The organism is Paenibacillus sp. QJM3NY_38, assembly GCF_056173265.1.
The window spans coordinates 1,598,133-1,617,294 of sequence record NZ_CM149665.1; the positions used below are offsets into that span (position 1 = coordinate 1,598,133).

The 19,162-nt window shown below is 47.4% G+C and carries 18 protein-coding genes; 13 read left to right on the top strand and 5 right to left on the bottom strand.

Features of this window, described 5'->3' with window-relative positions:
* The first annotated feature begins 249 nt into the window (after positions 1–249).
* The 8 genes from erm to AC0VZ8_RS06965 all read left to right on the top strand — a co-directional run bounded on the left by erm (position 250) and on the right by AC0VZ8_RS06965 (position 7,128).
* Positions 250–1,116 (top strand): 23S ribosomal RNA methyltransferase Erm, encoded by an 867-nt coding sequence (erm, locus tag AC0VZ8_RS06930; RefSeq protein WP_475486468.1) that lies wholly within the window; start codon positions 250–252, stop codon positions 1,114–1,116.
* Positions 1,117–1,243: 127 nt separating this feature from the next.
* Positions 1,244–1,621 (top strand): MerR family transcriptional regulator, encoded by a 378-nt coding sequence (locus tag AC0VZ8_RS06935; protein ID WP_071223574.1) that lies wholly within the window; start codon positions 1,244–1,246, stop codon positions 1,619–1,621.
* A complete protein-coding gene (locus tag AC0VZ8_RS06940) occupies positions 1,618–1,938 on the top strand; it encodes a thioredoxin family protein (RefSeq protein WP_475486469.1) in 321 nt (106 codons plus the stop codon). The genes AC0VZ8_RS06935 and AC0VZ8_RS06940 overlap by 4 nt, the downstream gene beginning before the upstream one ends.
* A gap of 141 nt (positions 1,939–2,079) precedes the next feature.
* The gene (locus AC0VZ8_RS06945) at positions 2,080–2,757 is read left to right on the top strand and encodes a CPBP family intramembrane glutamic endopeptidase (protein ID WP_475486470.1); all 678 of its coding nucleotides are present in this window, start codon (positions 2,080–2,082) and stop codon (positions 2,755–2,757) included.
* 239 nt (positions 2,758–2,996) lie between these two features.
* The gene (locus AC0VZ8_RS06950; RefSeq protein ID WP_475486471.1) at positions 2,997–3,851 is read left to right on the top strand and encodes a phosphotransferase family protein; all 855 of its coding nucleotides are present in this window, start codon (positions 2,997–2,999) and stop codon (positions 3,849–3,851) included.
* Positions 3,852–3,912: 61 nt separating this feature from the next.
* A complete protein-coding gene (locus tag AC0VZ8_RS06955) occupies positions 3,913–4,320 on the top strand; it encodes a MerR family transcriptional regulator (RefSeq protein ID WP_475486472.1) in 408 nt (135 codons plus the stop codon).
* On the top strand, positions 4,307–5,047 hold the full coding sequence (locus AC0VZ8_RS06960) for an SDR family oxidoreductase (RefSeq protein ID WP_071223570.1): 741 nt from the start codon (positions 4,307–4,309) through the stop codon (positions 5,045–5,047). Before AC0VZ8_RS06955 ends, AC0VZ8_RS06960 begins: the two co-directional genes overlap by 14 nt.
* Before the next feature lie 152 nt (positions 5,048–5,199).
* Positions 5,200–7,128 carry a PAS domain S-box protein gene (locus tag AC0VZ8_RS06965; RefSeq protein ID WP_071223569.1) on the top strand — a complete coding sequence of 643 codons (1,929 nt, stop codon included), beginning with the start codon at positions 5,200–5,202 and terminating at the stop codon, positions 7,126–7,128.
* A gap of 179 nt (positions 7,129–7,307) precedes the next feature.
* Here AC0VZ8_RS06965 and AC0VZ8_RS06970 read toward each other — a convergent pair whose 3' ends face one another.
* The 4 genes from AC0VZ8_RS06970 to AC0VZ8_RS06985 form a co-directional block, all read right to left on the bottom strand.
* Positions 7,308–9,020, bottom strand: coding sequence for a cellulase family glycosylhydrolase (locus AC0VZ8_RS06970; RefSeq protein WP_475486473.1), 1,713 nt, complete (start codon positions 9,018–9,020; stop codon positions 7,308–7,310).
* 352 nt (positions 9,021–9,372) lie between these two features.
* Positions 9,373–12,843, bottom strand: a complete 3,471-nt coding sequence (locus tag AC0VZ8_RS06975) for a copper amine oxidase N-terminal domain-containing protein (RefSeq protein ID WP_475486474.1) — start codon at positions 12,841–12,843, stop codon at positions 9,373–9,375.
* Between the two features lie 175 nt (positions 12,844–13,018).
* Entirely contained in the window at positions 13,019–13,984 is a 966-nt protein-coding gene (locus AC0VZ8_RS06980) for a proline dehydrogenase family protein (RefSeq protein ID WP_475486475.1), read from the bottom strand.
* An 82-nt stretch (positions 13,985–14,066) separates the two neighbouring features.
* Positions 14,067–14,900, bottom strand: coding sequence for an AraC family ligand binding domain-containing protein (locus tag AC0VZ8_RS06985; protein WP_475486476.1), 834 nt, complete (start codon positions 14,898–14,900; stop codon positions 14,067–14,069).
* A gap of 118 nt (positions 14,901–15,018) precedes the next feature.
* Here AC0VZ8_RS06985 and AC0VZ8_RS06990 point away from each other — a divergent pair, with 118 nt between their 5' ends.
* The 3 genes from AC0VZ8_RS06990 (at position 15,019) to AC0VZ8_RS07000 (ending at position 17,024) form a co-directional block, all read left to right on the top strand.
* Positions 15,019–15,336: an ArsR/SmtB family transcription factor gene (locus AC0VZ8_RS06990; RefSeq protein WP_475486477.1), complete on the top strand. Its 318-nt coding sequence runs from the start codon at positions 15,019–15,021 to the stop codon at positions 15,334–15,336.
* Between the two features lie 67 nt (positions 15,337–15,403).
* Positions 15,404–15,886 carry an SRPBCC family protein gene (locus tag AC0VZ8_RS06995; protein ID WP_475486478.1) on the top strand — a complete coding sequence of 161 codons (483 nt, stop codon included), beginning with the start codon at positions 15,404–15,406 and terminating at the stop codon, positions 15,884–15,886.
* A gap of 130 nt (positions 15,887–16,016) precedes the next feature.
* The gene (locus AC0VZ8_RS07000) at positions 16,017–17,024 is read left to right on the top strand and encodes a C45 family autoproteolytic acyltransferase/hydolase (RefSeq protein ID WP_475486479.1); all 1,008 of its coding nucleotides are present in this window, start codon (positions 16,017–16,019) and stop codon (positions 17,022–17,024) included.
* Positions 17,025–17,414: 390 nt separating this feature from the next.
* Here the strand turns inward: AC0VZ8_RS07000 and AC0VZ8_RS07005 are convergent, their stop codons facing one another.
* Positions 17,415–17,792, bottom strand: coding sequence for a winged helix-turn-helix transcriptional regulator (locus AC0VZ8_RS07005; RefSeq protein WP_475487655.1), 378 nt, complete (start codon positions 17,790–17,792; stop codon positions 17,415–17,417).
* Positions 17,793–18,360: 568 nt separating this feature from the next.
* Here AC0VZ8_RS07005 and AC0VZ8_RS07010 point away from each other — a divergent pair.
* Both AC0VZ8_RS07010 and AC0VZ8_RS07015 read left to right on the top strand, forming a co-directional pair.
* The gene (locus AC0VZ8_RS07010) at positions 18,361–18,627 is read left to right on the top strand and encodes an IS3 family transposase (RefSeq protein WP_475486480.1); all 267 of its coding nucleotides are present in this window, start codon (positions 18,361–18,363) and stop codon (positions 18,625–18,627) included.
* On the top strand, positions 18,597–19,091 hold the full coding sequence (locus tag AC0VZ8_RS07015) for a transposase (protein ID WP_475486481.1): 495 nt from the start codon (positions 18,597–18,599) through the stop codon (positions 19,089–19,091). The genes AC0VZ8_RS07010 and AC0VZ8_RS07015 overlap by 31 nt, the downstream gene beginning before the upstream one ends.
* The last annotated feature ends 71 nt before the right edge of the window (positions 19,092–19,162 follow it).

Sequence of the window (19,162 nt, forward strand, 5' to 3'; positions counted from 1 at the left end):
ATCGGCGGTAAAAAATCTTTTTAAAAGAATGTACCCGTGAGGCAACGGGATGCCTATGCTATACTGTGGTTGTTATTTGATCCGTTTCATCTAAGGGAGGATTGTCCTTACATGTGTTGCATCGCATTCATACGTATTCGTTAATGAAGGTACAGAGCATCTAAATCCGTCCATTTTCATGTAAAAATGCGAAGGATTATTTGTACTGTGCCTTTTTCATTACTATACGAATGAATGAGGTGCTTTTTTGTGTTTAAACATAATAAAAATAGTCGGAAAAAGTTGAAGAAACCGTCTAACTTTTCCGCTCAGCATTTATTAATCAGCAAACGGCTAATTCATGAGATGATCGATTTGGCCCGGATCCGATCCACCGACATCGTGCTCGATATCGGAGCGGGGACAGGGGCATTAACCTTTCCGCTGGCAGAGAAGGCGGCACAAGTGCTCGCGATCGAGACAGATCCGGTGTTTATTGATAAACTGTTCAGCAAGATAAAAGATGGCAGCAACATTCGCATTAAGCCGTCTGATTTCCTGGAGGTTCCTCTTCCGAAAAGTCCGTTTGCCGTCGTGGCGAATATTCCGTATTCGATCACCACAGCGATCATGGCGAAGCTGCTGGATCATCCCGGCGTGCCGCTGCAGCGAGCCGTGCTGCTTGTGGAGAAGGGGGCAGCCAAACGGTTTACGGCAGTTCCGGTTCAAGATCCGCGTATCTTAAGCTGGAGGATGCATTATGACATGCGGCTCGTGCGGACTGTATCGCCTCAACATTTTGCGCCGCCTCCCAAAGTGGATTCCGCTATTCTAGCCATCAACCGGAGGAAAAAGCCGCTCATTGCCACGCAGCATCAACCGAAGTTTAGAGCACTGGCAGCCTATGGATTGCGGGACCCGAGGCTGCCGTTATTCGCGTCTCTGGCGGGCGTGTTCACGCCTCCTCAGATTACGAAGCTGGTCCGAGTGCTGGGGGTGGATCGGGAGCTCCCCATCGGGAGGCTGAACGAAGAGCAGTGGGGGACTGTATTCCATACGATGCTCCAGCATGTGCTGTCGAACCGTTGGCCCAAATTATCTGCAAGCTCTAAAGGGAAATTCAAAAAAAGAGAATAACATTCCATGGGGATATTGTCGTTTCTAATACGATCATTTATAAAATATTCGCAGAATTCGCTTGACCCTGACACCAGTGTCAGGGTTTACAATGAAATCGAATCGTTCATCCAGGAGGCGAAAAAGCATGAAAATCGGAGAACTTGCAGCCCGTACCGGCGTCAGCATCCGTTCGCTTCGATACTACGAACAGCAAGGATTGCTTATGCCGGTTCGCAACGAGAACGGGTACCGGGAGTATTCGATTCTCGCAGAAGAACAGGTGCGTACCATCCAGTTATATTTGAATCTGGGATTGTCCACCGAGCAGATCGCCGGTTTCCTGCATTGCGTCTTGAAAAATAAAGAGGCGTTCTGCGCGGAAGTGTTCCCGATTTTTCGTCAAAAAATTGCAGAGATCGATGCGCAAATCCACCAGCTGAACCATATCAAGATGAATCTGGAGGAACGCATGCAATCGATTCTGGAGGAACGAGAATCGGAAGAAGCGGAGGAATGCAAATGAGTTTACCACGAATAGATGCAGCCAGCTTTCAAGGCGCGATTAAACAGAATGGAGTTACGCTGGTTGAATTTGGAGCCAAATGGTGTCCGCCGTGCAAAGTGCTGCTTCCCATTCTGGAAGAGCTGAGCCAGGAAGAAGCGGGTCGCCTGGAGGTCTATCAGGTGGATTGTGACGAATCCCCGGAGCTTGCCGCTCAATTCGGTATTATGTCCATGCCGACGGTGATCGTGTTTCATAACGGAGAACCGGCAGACAAACTGATTGGACTTCGGCCTAAGAGTGTGTACCAATCCACGCTAGGCCGTTATGTATCATAGAATCGAATATGGATGATTAAGCGAAAACGCCTCTGTTGTTTAATGACACAGAGGTGTTTTCTATGGAGGTAGAAGGCATTATGCGCCGTGTATCGAATTCTTATACAGCAACCGTAATACGCTGCCGAAGGAGATACTTTCATGAGATCAAGAAGGAAAATCATATCTCTTCTGACTATCATCGTACTAAGCTGTCTTGCCATGAGCTTGGTAGACGCGGTGATCCGTCCGGATTATGCTGTTAAATCCGCCATCAAGATCATCCTTTTTCTGTCATTACCGATTGGTTACGCCATGATCGCCGGCGGGGTACCGTTTCGGAGGCTGTTCACCTTCGAGAGAAAAGGCCTTCTGATGTCCTTGCTGCTGGGATTAGGCGTATTCACGATCATACTCGGCGGATATTTTTTGTTGAGTCCTTTATTTGATTTCACCAACGTAACAGGAGCCTTACAGGAGAACTTGGGGGTAAACGCGGGCAATTTTGTGTTTGTAGCCCTTTACATATCGATTGCGAATTCACTGCTGGAGGAGTTCTTTTTCCGCGGTTTTGCTTTTTTCACACTGAAGGAGCAGGTCGGACGACGGTTTGCTTATCTATTCAGTGCAGGGGCCTTTGCCGTGTATCATATTGCGATGATGTCCAGTTGGTTCTCGGTAGGACTGTTCCTCTTGTTAATCGCCGGTCTGGTTGTCGCGGGCCTACTGTTTAACTGGTTGAATGAGCGCAGCGGCAATATTTACGCATCCTGGATGGTCCATATGTTTGCCAATCTTGCGATTAACACCATCGGATTTATGCTGTTTGGGATCATCTGATGATAGGATTTTTTTGCTGATAAGAGTATGCCGGCAAGGCGGCGGGAAATTTTAAGGAGGCGTTTTAACTGACAACAGAGATCTTTTTCTCAACTAACCCCATCGGTCATGTAACGGATGAGCAGCTTCAAACCATGCTGGACAGACACAATCTAGGGAACCTCATTTCTGCTGAGAAAACGTCTAAGGGAGTAGGAAATCAGACGTTGTTCATTCACTCGAGCAAAGGAAGCTATGTATTGAAGGGAAATCCCCTTTATGCAGGGCAGTTCGCTGAAGAGAAATTTTATACGGACTATTTGCAAGAACATACATCACTCCCCCTGTCCGTCCCATATTTGCTGGATGAGTCTGGTGATATTTTCGGCTGGAGCTACGCGATCATGCCCTGTCTTCATGGCGTACATATGAATGATCCACGATGTAGAGCAAGGCTTGACGCAACGGATCGAATAGATATTGCCTCTTCAGCAGCCAGCATTTTAAATGAAATGCACGGCTGGATAGTGGATCAGTATGGCGAGCTTGATCCGCAAACACAAAAGATCCGCCCGTTTGAGGGATCTTATAAAGAGTGGCTCTACCATCGGATTCGGTACTGGTTGCAGGATGCCAAACAATATTCCCAGATCACTCCAGCCGATACGGAATGGGTTGAAGAGGTGCTGCGTGCCTCGGCGAATGCGTTCGATAAGCATTGCTCTCCCACTTTTGTTATGGGGGATTTCAAGGCAGAGAATATGCTGGTAGACCATGATACCGTTTGTCAGGCGTGGCGAATCAGCGGCATTTTTGATTTTACGACCGGATATTTTGGGGATGGAGTTGCGGATTTGCCCAAGATGGTGATTATGTATTGGGATTTCGAGGAACAGGAAGCAGCTAGGCACTTTGTAAAGATGTACTTGCAGGGTTCTGCCATTAAGGAAGGCTTTGTTGATCGATTTAGAGTGCATATGCTCCATCAGCGTATATTGGATTGGGGATGTGCCAAAGCGATGGGTGCAGTTACGTGGGATCCGCAGCTTGCTTTTTCCGAATGGGCAAAAGATTATGTATATGCCATGGACTACTTGAGATCGTGGATTGCATGATGCTTGTGGAATTCCGGATTGACCTTCACATGATGTGATGGTTTACAATGTGGTTAACCGAATGAAAAAGGAGCTGCTGCGTGTGCATATTAGTGAGTTGTCACGTAAAACGGGCGTAAGTTTGCGTTCCTTGCGTTATTACGAGGAGAAGGAACTATTGTCTCCGGACCGTCAGAATAATGGCTACCGTGAATATAGGGAGACGGATATCGAGCGGGTTCGGCTGATCCAGATGTACTTTAGCCTGGGATTGACGGTGAAGGAGATTATGAGTTTTTTCCAATGTGCGTTTGATGAGCAGCCCAAAATCGAATGTCTCCCGAATGCGATTGAGGTAGGTAAGCGGAAGCTGGATGATATCCAGCTGCAGATCGAGCTGCTGAAGCAGGCGGAAATCCATTTGCAGAAGAACATTAAGGCATGGGAAGCTATTTTGGACAAGGGGGATCGGGGTAATGAACAAGGTTGACGGACAGGTTGTGAAGCGAGTTGCTGTCGTGACGGGGGGCAACCGCGGAATTGGAAAAGAGATTGCCAGGCAGCTTGCTGCCAAAGGGCTTCAGGTGATCATTACATCCCGGGACGAAGGGAAGGGGAGGTTAGCTGTCCAGGAATTGCTTGCGGCCCGGCTCGATGTCAAGCTGCAGGTGGCGGATGTCCACGAAATCAACGATGTGGCCCGGATGATGGAGCGAATACAGTCAGACTACGGCCGTCTCGACGTGTTGGTGAACAATGCCGGCGTTATTTTGGACCGAGGGGTTTCTGTGCTGGATGTAGAGGAGTCGGTCGTGCGCCAAACGCTGGAGACGAATTTTTTTGGTGCTTTGCGTATGACGCAGGCGGCGATTCCTTTGATGAAGAAGCATCATTACGGGCGTATCGTAAACATCTCTTCCGGTCTTGGCGCTTTCGAAATCATGCAGGATGGTTACGGTTTAAAAGGGTCATCCTCGGCTTACCGTATCTCCAAAACGATGCTGAATGCGTTAACCTGCCTCGTCTCGCAGGAGGTAGCCGGTGCCGGCATAAAGATAAACGCGGTTTGCCCTGGCCGGGTTCAGACCGATATGGGCGGTGAGGATGCTCCGTTAACCGTTGCCGAAGGGGCTGATACGGCTGTTTGGCTGGCGACGATGGAGGAGGATGGACCGAGCGGGGAGTATTTTCGAGAGCGGCAGCGAATCGCTTGGTGATGTGGTGGGGATTTTTGCTATGCAAGGGATGACGTCTATTGTTTGGTTTACCGATGGATGACGCTGCTAATGATTAGCAATATAAAATACTCTGAAAAAGACCCATTTCGAAGATGCTGATGTATAATAATCGGTATCAGGAGGTGCAGAGTATGAGTGGGATCAACATTTTTGGCCATCAGGCTTTGTTTGAACATGTCTACAAAAGTGCTCCAATTGGCATTGCCCTGGTTACGATAGAAGGAAATTGGATCAGCGTAAATCCTGCGGCTTGCAAAATGTTTGGCTTGACGGAAGAAGAATTGATGGCACAGCCGGCAACCGATTATATTTATTCTGATTGCATTAACAATAAAGATAAGCTGTTTCAATCCTTGGATGAGACGTCCTCAACCATTGCGGTGGAAAAACAATTCGTACATAGAGACGGCCGTGGCATCTGGGCATCGATGCATGTTTCTCTGGTTCGTGACGAAAAGGATCAATCTCCTTTGTTTTTCATTTCGCAAATTGTTGATATTACCAACAGCAAGATTGCCGAGCAAAGGCTCCAGGAGAGCATTGAACGCTACACCTCGCTGAAGAAGTATAATCATGATGCGATCATTTCCTTCAATCTGGAGGGAAGGATCATTAATGGGAACCAGATGGCAGAGCAGCTGACCGGTTTTAAAATTCCGGAATTAATTGGAACCCGCATTTCAAATTTGATCGGTGAACGTCATCTTGCTCGTATACTTTCTCCTTTAGCGGATTATGTTGCTGTCGAGAAAGCTATAAACGTTATCCATCACAAAAATGGACACACGGTTGAAGTGCTCGCTACGCTTGCACCCATTGTCATTTATAACAAGAATGTGGGTTTTTACATTATTGCCAAGGATATGACAGAGCAGAAGAGGCTCATCATCGAGAAGGAAGCAGCCGAGAAGACAAATAAAGCCAAGAGCGAGTTTCTGGCGATGATGAGCCATGAGATCCGTACGCCGATGAATGGTGTTATCGGGATGACGGACTTGATACTTGAGACAGAGCTTGATGACGAGCAGCGGGACTATGTACAGATCATTAAGAAAAGCGGGACAACCCTTCTGAACATCATCAATGATATTTTGGACTTTTCAAAAATCGAATCGGGCAGAACGGAGCTGGTGAAGGAAACATTTAATCTAAGAACGGCTTTGTCCGAGACATTGAACCTGATTCTTCCGAAGGCGCTGGAGAAAAATATTGAGGTGACTACCTCTGTAGCTTCTGACGTGCCGAATCAAGTGTATGGGGATGTGACAAAGCTAAGGCAGATCTTAATGAATCTGCTTAATAATGCGATTAAATTTACGCCTAATGGCGCCGTCTCCATCTCTGTGCAGTGTGTCGAGGACCAGGGGAACTCGGCCCTTATCCAATTCTCCGTTATGGATACGGGCATTGGCGTGCCGAGTGAGAAGGTTGCGCAGTTATTTGAACCCTTTTATCAAGTGGACCACTATATGACCCGCCAGGTGGAAGGAACGGGACTGGGGCTGGCGATCTGCAAAAAACTCGTTCAGTTGATGGGCGGAGATATCTGGTACGAGAAGAACCAGAACCAACCGGGGTCAGTCTTTACGTTTACGGTTGATTTTTCGTTTAAGTCGAATGATGTCAATCAACAGGAAAATGGGGCCGTTCACGAGAATCACTCCTCAGGAAACGATCTGAAAATTTTGATTGCCGAGGATAATGAGGTGAATCAGTTAGTCCTCAAGAAAATGATTGAGAAGCTGGGATACCATTCGACCACCGTCCAGAATGGACTCGAGGCGGTTGAAGCCTTCGAGCGTTATTCGTATGACATCGTGTTCATGGACATTTCGATGCCCTTCATGGATGGAACAGAAGCGTTCCGGCTCATTAAAGAATCGGCATCATCCGAAAAACAGCCCTTTATCGTGGCCGTTACGGCCCATGCGATCAAGGGCGATCGCGAGAAATATTTAGGGATGGGCATGGATGAGTATGTAAGCAAGCCTGTCAGCATGAATGTGATCTCGGGCATTATCGATAAGTTTCTGGCTGAGCGAGATATGTCTCAAGCCTAAACAGATGAAAGCTCAGGTGATCTCACTTGAGCTTTTGTTCAATCTAATTATAGGAACCACATCGCATCCAGTTTGCAGTTGCTCATCTGCCGTCGCGTGTATGAGAGATGCAGCCGTAGTGAATGGAAAACGGCCTGCGGGAAGGTTCCCGACAGGCCGTTAATGTTATATAAGGTGTCCTAAGAGGCGTTACCGGTTACGCTGCTTCCGCTTTTCGTAAGATTGTAGGTGATGACCTCACCGCTCCAGAAATGGAACTTGAGGATCACTTCTCCGTCTCTGACCTCATTAAAAAAGGTAGGCTTGAGCTTGATTTCACCGGTCGAGTAGGAAGGGGAAAACGTATATTCAAACTCTTTGAAGGAGGTCCAGTCCTGCGGTCCTGCATTGCCTCCCGTCGCGTATACCGCCTCCATCGTGGCTAGCTGATCTCCGTTGAATGTCGTTGGAATGCTGAACGAATCGGTTGTACCCTGCGTGTTGCGAAGCTCGGGCTTATCATGGAAGATGACCCTGAAATTCCAGTCCGCACCGCGGTTGAATTTGGCCGTCAATACAGCGTTCACGCCGAATTGGCCGGATGAAGTCAGTCTGGACAGCAGGCTGGATGTAAACGTAATCGCATTTCCGTTAAGCGTATAATCCTGCCCGGCAACTAGCAGCTGTCCGTTTGTGCGAACTTCGGTTAACGTGTGGCCGTTTAAGTTCAAAGGTATGCTCTTATTCTGGATGGCCGCTCCTTTTTTTACGAAGACCAGATCGGTGTCAGCCGTGGAAGAACGACCGCTCCAACCCGCCTTCATGATGTTGTACAGCTCCGGATCGGACCAGGTAAAATCGGTTCGCTTAAAGTGTTGGCCATTGTCCCATAGCATATGGGTAATGTTCTTCTCTTTGAGATAATAGGTTAGATACTCGAAGAACTTCAGTTTCTCCCCCTGCTCAATGACTCCCGTACTCTGATCGAACCCAAGCAGTCCATATTCACCCAGGATGACGGGAATCCCTCTGGCGATAAAGGTATTATACACATTGTTGAATGTTTGATCGATATCGTTCCGGGTATCCGTCTCAAAACGGGTATAACCCGCGATGTTCACACTGAACGGCCAAAATCCATAATAATGGACCGTCGCAATGAGATTGGTGTCATTCAGCTTCGTCATGGTGTTATATAGTTCGTTCATTCTCTCCTGGGTTGGAGAGGCCTCCAGGGTAGATAGCACAAGCGGCCGGGTTGCGTTGCGTGCTCCAGAGCCGCGGACGATCTGATGGAATGAAACATGAAGTTCATCCAGCATCTGAAATGCTTTCTTCTCATCGGTGGTCCCGCCATCCGAGAAACGAGGTTCATTGACACTTTCAAACATCAGTTTGTTGGAATGGTTCCGGAAGCGATGGGCAACTTGAGTCCACACGGCGTTGTACTTGGCAACGACCTCATTGCGATTGTTCTCCATATGGCTGATCCATAGCCAAGAATCGTGATGGACATTAATCATGACGTACAGATCGGCTTTAAGCGCCCAATCGACAACCTCCTGTACCCGGTCCATGTAAGCGGCGTCGATGGTATAGTTCGGCCCGTTGCCGATATGATTGTTCCAGGTTACCGGAATGCGGATGCTCTTATATCCCTGTGCCGCGATTTGGTTGATCAGGGCTTTAGTGATACGCGGATTTCCCCACGCTGTTTCGTCAGCCCCCACGGCATCCAGCGAATTGCCAAGGTTCCAGCCTGGCTGCATATCATGGACGTAGGCTTGGGGATTTTTCTTTGGAGATCTTGAATGTTCGTTTTTCGCAGCGGATGCGAAAGATGGGAATAGTGAAAGGACTAGAACAGCAATAAGTGCCAAGGAACATAGGGATTTCTTATTCAGGTTTATCATTAGCATCTCCTTTTGTAATGAAGTTGTAAATCGATGTTTTAACTAGAGTGACTTCGTGTGAGGTATCTGTCGGGTGTTGAGGTTCTAGTTGTTACGAAAAGGATTAAGTGCAGACGTTCACCTCCAATTGTATCTTGAAAGCGCTTTCTAATTTATAAATTATCATATTTTCCCATTTGGAAGTACCCGGACAATTCGTCATAAAATCATGTGAAAATTAGTTATAAGATGCAGGTAGTTTTGGAGAGGGCTTGATGGGTGGAAAGGGATAAAAAAAGAGCTGACCCTCATGGTCAAGTTTGACATGAGGGTCAGCTCTTTATGTTAGAGAAGGTTGGTATTCTACCTTCGACTAAGGTTTTTTAACTAATACAAGTGTTTTGGATGCTTCGGATAAAGGTGTTGCGGATGGAGCACTCGAAGCGATTTTCTTGTCTTTGGACAGTACGGACAGGACATAAACGGCATATTCCGTATTGTCTTTAATGTCTTTACCGAAGGCATCTTTGGCAGGGATTTCAATCAGAGCCGAGATATCTTTGCCATCGGGTTTTATGGTTACATTGGTATTGACTTTGGCATCCGCTTCCGTCGCTGTCTTCAGATCGAAGGCCTTAATGCTATTTTTCTCTACAAACAACAGGCGGTATGCCGTAATGCTGCGTTCATCGATCGCCTTCTTGAAATCGACTTGAAGCTTCCCGCTTGCATCCAACTTGGCTGTAACGCCTGTTGCTCGGGTCGGATTCGGGATTTCGAACTCCGAAGAAGAATTGGAGATGTTGTTGTTGGTAGAAACGGTGCCATCAGCTACAGCAAGGATGTAAACTCTATATTTAGTACCAGTTACGATAGCTGCACCGTTGACGTCCGCTAAACCGGCGGACATTTTGTGCTCGATTCTGTTAGGAGATGGATCTACCTTCGTATACAAATGTTCCTTGGTGATTTTGTTGGCATCGTCTAATCCAAAACTCTGGTTAGCCGGTACAACCATGATTCGGTATTCTTTAACACTTCCTGATGAAGGATTGAATTTGACAACAATGTCACTGCTGTTCCCGTTGGTGCTTTCAATCCCGGCATACACATCCGAAGGAACCGTTACAGCGGTACCCGTAAGCTTAATCGGCGCAGATGGTGCCGACAGGGCATTGCTTATTGAACCATTGTTGCTTACGGACAATACAAATACTTGATAATCCACCAAATTGCGAATTGGCTCATTGTTAACATCTCTTGTTGTAGGTCTCAGAACATCCTCAAAATTGGAACCGATCGGTACTCTGTCGAAGTAAGGTACATTTTTAGCTTGCGCTTCAGTAAAGCTGCCAGCGTTTGCTTGCTTCACGACCATGATTCGGTATTCCTTGATGTTGGATTCATTCGGAGCCTTGGTAAACGATACTTTCAAGTCGCTTGCGTTATTGTTGTCGCCATTATCAGCTGCTGTAACGTTTGTTACTGCTGCTACCTGGGTCACGCCTTGAATCGTCACGGCATTAGAGACCGATGAAAGAGCATTGCTGTAATTCGAATAGCTGTTGCCTCTAGATAAGACGTACACGCGGTAGCTTGAACCTCTTTGAATGAGATCCCCGTCGGAATCCTTGGTCGTGCTAGTCAAATCCCGAGTGATGGTGCCACCGGTTTTGTTAACCGTGGTGTAATTCCCGTTGTTGTAAGCTTGCGACACGTTCAGGCTTTGGTTTGACTTCACAACGAGAATCCGGTAATGATCGATGTAGCTTTCGCCATAAGCGTGACTGAAGGCGACTCTCAGATCGCTTCCGTTTCCGTTGTTGCCGTTCAGTGTCAAAGTTGGCGTAGAAACAGGGTTTACATTCTGATTGTTGTGTCCAAGCGTAATGGATGCATAATCAGACAATGCACTGTTGCTGGTCGAATATCCTACGGACAGGACATATACGCGATAGCTGACGCCATTGCGAATCAGCTCTCCATCGATATCGCGGCTGCTTGAATTCAGCACTTGCGTCATGTAGTTGCTGCTGCTGTTGTTCTTGCTGATTTGCGTATAATAATAGCTGTTTAAGTTGGTTGCTCTGTGCAGGTCAAAATAACTATCGGATGATTTTACGACGAATACCTGGTAATGGCTAATATTCGATTGATCGGACGGGCGGTAGAATGACACCTGCAGATCACGTCCGTCATTGTAGTTGTTCACGTCGGTGACAGACAGGCTGGTAACCGCGCCCACATTGTAGCTGGAACTCAAGATGATGGAACTTGATGGGGCGGACAGAACGTTATTGTTGTTGTTATTTTTGTCTACGGCCATAACGAATACGCGATAGTACACGCCGCTACGAATCGTTGCTCCATCCACATCTCTGGCACCCGATGCCAGCGTCAAGTTGTTAATGTTATTGCCGGTTTTGTTGACATGGGTATAGTAGTTGTAGCTGGAGGCGGTATTGGCTTTACTTAAGTTGAAGCTGTTATAATTGCTGTCCTTTACCACAAACACGCGATAAGAATGAATGCCGGACTCGTTGGATACCTTGTTAAAGCTCACGCGAAGATCACGGCCATCACCATAATCGCTGATATCTGTCACCTGCGTAATGGATGGAACCGTTGCGGTTCCCGTGCTGAGGGTGATGGAAGACGAACCTGAAGACAGGTTGCTTGCAAGCACGTTCTCATTGCTGCTCACAGACTGGACAAACACGGTGTAAGCGACTCCGCTGCGGATAAGCTCGCCTGACGTATCACGAGCGGAAGAACTCAGCGTCGTGGACAACGATGTATTCGTCGTGCTGGTTTTGCTTACCGTCGTGTAATTTTGGCTTTGAACTGATTTGGCAGCCGCCAGATTAAACTTGGCAGCATCCTTCGTTTTTACCGCAAACACACGATAGTTGGTTACATTGCTCTCATTCTGAGCACGCGTGAAGCTGACCTGCAGATCACGGCCATCGCCGTAGTCGCTCACATCGCTTGCTTTCACGTTGGTTGCTCCATTTACTGAATTGGTGTTGGTCAGCGTCAACGACGGCGAAGCCGAGGAAAGGGCATACGTGCCGCCTGTTTTGCTGACTGCCAATACGTAGGCTTTATAAGCCTGGTTATCGCGGATCAGATCATTATCCACATCTCTTGAGCCCGACGTGAGGGTCAGAGTTGGATCCGAGCCGGACGGGTACACCGTTGTGTAAGCTGCCGAGGACACGCGCTGTGCCTCGGATTGGTTTAACGTCTTGGACTGCTTTACAATCATCACACGGTAATGCGAAATTAAAGCCTCGGTGGATGATTTGGAGAAGCTGACCTGCAGATCGCGGCCGTCTCCGGCATTGCCGATGTCCCGAAGCGTCACATAATTCACCGGCACGATACCGGTATTATTTCCGCCGCCGCCTGAATTGTTTGTTGTTTTGACGGTGACCGTTTTCGTTTTGGAATTCCAGCCGATTTTTTGGCCAAGGGCTTCACTTACGAAGCGTACCGGCACCATGGTATTGCCTTTTAAGTTTTTTGCCGGAACATCCAGCGCAACCGTCTTGTTATTGATGGTGGCCGTTTTGGAGTTGATTTTTAGAATGACGGTTGTGCCATCCTTGGTCGCTGTGACGGTTTTCGTTTTTTGATTCCATTTGACCGATGCATCCAAGGCTTCGAAGATGGATCTCATCGGAAGCATAACGCGTCCTTGGATCATGACAGGCGCTTGAGGCGTATACAGCTTGACGCCGTCAATCAAGACGCTGATGTTCACTGCCGCCTGTACCTGCGATTGGAATGTCATGGGGATTAACAGTATAGCTGCTAGCAAGGCAGTCCATATTCTTTTCACACACTCAACCTCCTGAAATTTAGCTTTGTTATTATTTTCCTCTACAATATGACGCATTGGCCTGGAATAAAGTTTCAACTATAACATCGGCAATCCGAAAATATTTTTTAGTACCTGGTCATAAAAAAGAAAGAAACAGCGTGTTTCTGCCGTTTCTTCCCTGCTGCTATGTTGATCAATATTGTTTAATTGTATCGGTGCCGCCCAGGATCGACCGGGTCACTGCATCATATATATTCGGCGGGTGCTCGGCGATCCGGTGGCACAGGTACAGAAACCATTCCTCACCGTAAGTCAGATAAATCCGAATAGGGAAGCCGTCATCTTTCATTTGTCTGGAAAGGTTCGGGCGTATGCCATACAGCATCTCAAGCTCGACGGCTGAGTCGCGATACATTTTGTTGCTGGTCATATGCCGCAGGATCCTTTCATCATGGGTGGCGACCGATACGGGCCTGCCTGCTTGAACGCATAAATCCACCATTTGTACATATCTCGAAGTCAGCATCTCGGAACGGGGAATATAGTGCCCCTCTAGTTCCTGATAAGCGCCTTTCACGATGCGGATCGTGCCGGGGCTGTCGGAAAGAATTCTTTCGAGATCTTCCATCGTTCTCGGGAGCTGCGCTTGCAAAGTAATACCGACATTCGTGAATTGGGCCGAGATTTTTCTGTGCAGTTTAAGGATGGCATCCGTTTTGGCGGATTCCTCCATGCTGATGACCAGCTCCAATCCGGCTTCCTCGGCTTGGCCAGCCAGTCCGAGAAGATGCCGGTATGCCAAACCCTCGTCTACCGATAATCCGATATGGGACAGGTCGAGTGATATTCGGGTTCCCGGCCTGTCTTTGGCACAGGCCTTAATTAACCGGGAGAACTCCAGGAAAGCCTGCGTGCATTCCGCTTCGGTCAGCGTGTTCTCCCCGATATATTCCAACGAAGTCCAATAACCCCGGGTATCCAGTTTATCTCGGATGAACAAGCCTTGTTCCAACACGTCGCCCGTGACAAAACGCTCTGCTGCACGCAGTAGGATCGGATACCATTCGGTGGATTGCTGGACGTACTGTTTGAGTTGTAGGTTACGGGCAAGAGACTTCAAAGCGTCAGCAAAAGCCAGTTCCGATAATGAATCGTTCAAGTTAAACACCTCGCATGATTAAGATCTTCCGTGATTCTATCAACGTTTATGCGAGGGGGTCTTGTATAAAATTGCGGTTTATTTAAGATGTCACTGCTTTTGCATACCGAAGAGGCGTTGTCCCTACGCACCCGGCAAAAGCTCTTGTGAAATGGCTCTGATCGTAAAACCCGGTCTCCACAGCAACGTCGGCTATGGCTTTTCCTTGCAGCAGCTGTTCTTTCGCATAATTGATGCGCAATAAATTCTGATAAGCGTGGGGAGCTAAATGATAGGATTCTGCAAACAAACGAATCAGGTGGAATTTGCTGATCCCGGAGATGCCTTGCAGAATATCAAGTGTAATGCGATCTTTATAATGATGATCCAGATACTGCTTCACACGCAGAATAGCCGGGGATTGATGAGCGCTGCCGCTAGACGCCATAGCGGCTTCCTCTTGAAGGAGACCCGTCTCCCGCATTAATGCCATAAGCATGGACTCCACTTCGAGGGGGGTGGCATTTTGCTGAAGCAGTGTCCTGCAGGAATGGATCAGATGCCGGGATCGTTCGTTTTGATATTTCGGATGCAGGATGGGCATATGGGGTTGATGGTATTTGGAATCATAGTCCGAAGAGGTTTGACCGAGCCACCGGGGATGGACAAAAATCATCGTGTACTTCCAGTTTGCAGGATTCTCGGGATGACAGGCATGAGGGAGCAGCGGCGGAAAATGCACAATATGCCCCTGGGCAGCCTCAAACCGTTTCCCGGCCGACCATACGCGGGTGGCTCCCTTTTCAATGAGGCCAATGGAAATTTCTTCGTGAAAATGCTTCTTATAAGAAAGATTGTCTAACGTATCGCATTCTTTGATTTCGAGAAACGGCAGGTCAGGATCACGCAAAAAAGTGATATCGGGCATTTCCGTCATTCCTTTCCTTCAAACATCAATAGATTCATTATAAGGAAGGCGTTATGTTTGTTCAAAGATCGCGTCCATCTTTGTATATAACTTTACGGAAATATAACTATATAGTAATATAATAAACATGTTGAACGATAACCTTTTTGAAGTATTGGCAGAACCGAACCGCAGGACGATATTGGACTATCTGCGCGTGAAAGAGTGCACGGTGGGCGAGATTGTAGATCTCATGCAGCTCAGCCAACCAGGCGTATCCAAGCATTTGCGCATTTTGCGGGAAGCCGGTCTTGTCTCGCTGCGGAAAGAGGCACAAAGGCATGTGTACAGCCTGAATGCCAAGCCTCTGGAGGAAATCCACCACTGGCTGGAGCCTTACCGGCAGTTCTGGACGAATAAGCTGGATGATCTGGAGAGATTGCTGGATGAGGATGAATCTCCTTAAACATCCTGATGTAGTTTTTGATCGGAAGATCTATTTTTGAATAAAACATTCCTAAGGAGGATGAAAAATGCTGGCAGTAGTACAGCAAGACGAGTTCGGAACGACCGTCCGATTTGAACGCCGCCTGAAGCATTCGGTTGAGAAGGTGTGGTCCTATCTGACGGATAATGACAAGCTCACGCAGTGGTTCTCGGAGCTGAAGGTGGAAGATTTGCGCCAAGGCGGAAGAATTACATTTGACATGCAGGATGGAACGTTCGAAGAATTTGAAATTACGGATTATCGGGAGTTATCGGTACTGGAGTATATGTGGGGAGAGGACCGGGTGCGTTTTGAGCTGCATCCCGAGGCCGAAGGCTGTCGTCTGGTACTGATCGAGACGATAACGAAAATTACGGATCATACACCGAAGGATATTGCCGGTTGGGACGTATGTCTGGACGCCATTGAAGCACTGCTGGATGGCAGAACGCTTGAATCGCGCAAAGACGCCTGGTCCGAAAAATACGAGCAATACGTTCAAGTATTTAAACAATTGCCGCGCGCATAACAATCTGCTCCTACCCAGCATGTAAACATGCCGGGTCGGAGCTTTTTTATTGGAAGATGGATGAATTGCATCTATAATCGGGGTTAGGGATATATTACCATATGGAAACCGCTTGGGTGGAGGGGTTAAAATGCCGGATTACACGGTACACATCTTGCAGCTTAGAGAAGATAACTATCATAACGGGCTTAAGCTGGGTCGCCGTCTGCGAAATCAACCGATATTAAAAGCTTTCGAAGCGGTTACCAAGCCGGAGATCGACACAGAACAACTGAAGAGCATTTATAATGAGTTTGCCCCGCAGCTGTTATCAGAGCTTGAAGGGCTGGCGGAAGGATTGGAAATGCCTTTTTCCAAAGCAGCGGCGCTTCTCGGCGGATATGACGTCCCGAAAATCGCGGCCATGGGATGCTCGGCGATGATCACGGCTTCGTATTACGTAAGAAATTACGATTTTACGCCTGCGTTTTACGATGGTTATTTTACAGTGGCTCAAGCCGATCAAGGCTTAGCGAGTGCAGGCTATAATTTGCAGGCAATAGGCAGGCATGACGGGGTGAATGAGCAAGGGCTTGCCGCCGGGCTGCATTTTGTCAGCTTTGACGGATACGGGACGGGACTGTCGTCATGGGTCGGCGTTCGGATGATATTGGAGTCATGCGGTACAGTAGAAGAAGCGTCCTACATGCTGCGCCATATTCCCCATGCGGCTTGTTATAACTATTCCATAGGGGATGCACGAGGGAACATGGCCGTTGTGGAAGCAAGTCCGGATCAAGTGATTACCCGTGCGGGCGGGGAGGCGGCGATCGCCTGCGTTAACCATTATGAGGCTTTGACGGGCAAAAACAGGCCATCCATCGAGCATTCCCTTCGGCGTAAACGTTATATCGATAGCTTGGATGCGGAACAGTTAACCCAGACCGAGGCTTTCGGCTTGTTTAAGGACCGAAAGTCCCCGATTTTTTTTACGGATTACCACGATTTGTTCGGAACGCTGCATACCTTTTCGTACTCCTTCGAAGAAGGAAGAGTCATGACTTCGCTTGCTCAGGGCAGCGCGCTTGATTTTTCGTTCAGGGATTGGGTCGAGGGCAAGGATATCCCGGCAGCGGAGTTGACCGGACATATCGATTGACATGAAGACGAATGGGGTGTATAAAGCCCGTGCAGCAGGATTGCGCTTGGGTGCTATTGCGATGTTGTTAGTCCTCATGTTGTCTTGGGCTGGAAAAGTCGATGAGGAGCTAACGGACCGTATAGTCGTTATTTGCACATGAGGCTGCTCCTGGAACAGGAAGTGGACTCAGGTGACTCAATTTGCTCCAAAACAGTGAATTTTGAAGTGGATTTCTGCCTATAGGATCACTAGAGTCCCTAATCTTCATGAATGGTTAAAATTATACACAATAAGGTTACTGGAGTCCGTTGCTTGAGGAAGCAGCACTGATTTTGAGGTAGATCCACATAAAAAAGAAGTATTTCCTTAGTACGGAGATACTTCTTTTGATTTTAACCAAATAGTTATCTAGCCGGCTGCGCCGCCACCTGAACAGTTTCCGTTACTGGCGCACCGATTCTCTCCCCAATCGCACATCATATTTAACATCGGAATGAGAGAAAGACCACGTTCAGATAACGAATATTCCACTTTGGTAGGGACTTGGGGAAATTCCTCGCGTATGATCAGGCCATCGGCTTCCAGCTCTTTTAACATGATGCTTAGCGTTTTAAAAGAAATCGTCCCGATGCATCGTTTCAACTCATTATGCCGCAGAACTTTATTTTCAGCCAGCCAATACATAATAATCATATTATATTTACCGCTTATTAAAGATAACGTATATCCAAAGCCGGTATTTTTGAGGTTCACGCAAGTCGGAACGCAGGTGTGCGCATAAGTTATACTCTCCTTTAGATGAGTATATAATGTTAGTATATATACTCTACTTTAGGGCATTATGCATTTATATTGAAAGAATGTAAGGGAACTTCCTCAGAGAATTATTTTGTGGGTATTATGAAGTCTGGCTGTATTTTGAATGGAAAAGCGTTGAAAAATCGGTCGAAATACTTCGCATGTAGTTGAAGGTGGAAGCAATTCGACTGCATGTTAGTGAGGGATGGAGTTACAGAAGGATAACGGATCACTTAGGAATACACGATAAAGATCGTGTTTAAAAGTGGATGAGGAAATATCGTGAACATGGTGAGGCAAGCTTTGAAGACAGACGCGGTAACCCTTTTCGGATGGAAACTGAGCAGGAACGTGAGCTTAGACGCTTGCAAATGGAGGTAGATGTCTTAAAAAAGTGGTTGCAAATCTTGAATCGGGAGGTGCGCGGAATAGATACATCGTCGTTGATGAGCTCAAAGGTGAACGAAGCGTAAAGGAACTGTGCACTTATTTAGGTATAAGTCGAAGCGGTTACTACGACTACCTCAAGCGTAAAGACAACGATCCAGATTATGAGTTGAAACACAAGATTCTTGTGATCTACGAACAGCGTAATAAGACGGTGGGGTATCGCCGTATACAAGACGAGTTGTACCGCCAATATCAGCATGTCGTGAATCACAAGAAGGTACTGCGTCTGATGAGAGAGCTAGGCATCCAGGCCATCATCCGTCGAAAGTATATCCATCGGACAAGCTACGAGGCAGCAGTACGGATGGCCGTGTTGCAGAAAATCTGTTGCAACGAGATTTTATGGCAAGTGCTTCAAACCAAAAGTGGGTAACCGATGTCACACAGTACAAAGTTTTTGATGAGCGGATCTACTTGTCGACTATTAAAGATCTGTGGAACGGCGAAATCATCGTCTATCATATCAGCCGCAGCAATGACAATCCACTCGTACTGGAGACGTTTAAAAAGGCATTTGAAACACAAAAAAGACGTGACTGGACTGATCGTTCACAGCGACCAGGGAAGCCAGTACACGTCTCATGCTTACCACGACATGCTGCCCAAGGTTGGCCCAAAATCAGCATGTCACGCCGAGGCAATTGTTACGACAATGCCTCCATGGAAAGCTTCTTCTCCCATTTGAAAGTAGAAGCTCTCTATCCTTATCATATCCGAAGCATTGGAGAAGCACAAAGGCGGATTGAGGAATTTATCCGCTTTTACAACGAGGAAAGGTCACAAAGAAAACTAAATAAACTGACGCCGGTCGAATACCGGCGCCAGTTTACAGCCTAGGGCTTTTTTCATTGTCCGCTAAATGGGGTCTTGACACGGAGGGGCGGTCCGTTTTTTTGTTGTGCTTATTC

Excerpts from the sequence above, each read along its gene's own strand:
- AC0VZ8_RS06940 (WP_475486469.1), top strand. The coding sequence starts at position 1,618 with ATGAGTTTACCACGAATAGATGCAGCCAGCTTTCAAGGCGCGATTAAA.
- AC0VZ8_RS06960 (WP_071223570.1), top strand. The coding sequence starts at position 4,307 with ATGAACAAGGTTGACGGACAGGTTGTGAAGCGAGTTGCTGTCGTGACG.
- AC0VZ8_RS06965 (WP_071223569.1), top strand. The coding sequence starts at position 5,200 with ATGAGTGGGATCAACATTTTTGGCCATCAGGCTTTGTTTGAACATGTC.
- AC0VZ8_RS06990 (WP_475486477.1), top strand. The coding sequence starts at position 15,019 with ATGTTGAACGATAACCTTTTTGAAGTATTGGCAGAACCGAACCGCAGG.
- AC0VZ8_RS07000 (WP_475486479.1), top strand. The coding sequence starts at position 16,017 with ATGCCGGATTACACGGTACACATCTTGCAGCTTAGAGAAGATAACTAT.
- AC0VZ8_RS07015 (WP_475486481.1), top strand. The coding sequence starts at position 18,597 with ATGGCAAGTGCTTCAAACCAAAAGTGGGTAACCGATGTCACACAGTAC.
- AC0VZ8_RS06945 (WP_475486470.1), top strand. The coding sequence starts at position 2,080 with ATGAGATCAAGAAGGAAAATCATATCTCTTCTGACTATCATCGTACTA.
- AC0VZ8_RS06970 (WP_475486473.1), bottom strand. The coding sequence starts at position 9,020 with ATGATAAACCTGAATAAGAAATCCCTATGTTCCTTGGCACTTATTGCT.
- AC0VZ8_RS06995 (WP_475486478.1), top strand. The coding sequence starts at position 15,404 with ATGCTGGCAGTAGTACAGCAAGACGAGTTCGGAACGACCGTCCGATTT.
- AC0VZ8_RS06985 (WP_475486476.1), bottom strand. The coding sequence starts at position 14,900 with ATGACGGAAATGCCCGATATCACTTTTTTGCGTGATCCTGACCTGCCG.
- AC0VZ8_RS06935 (WP_071223574.1), top strand. The coding sequence starts at position 1,244 with ATGAAAATCGGAGAACTTGCAGCCCGTACCGGCGTCAGCATCCGTTCG.
- AC0VZ8_RS06955 (WP_475486472.1), top strand. The coding sequence starts at position 3,913 with ATGAAAAAGGAGCTGCTGCGTGTGCATATTAGTGAGTTGTCACGTAAA.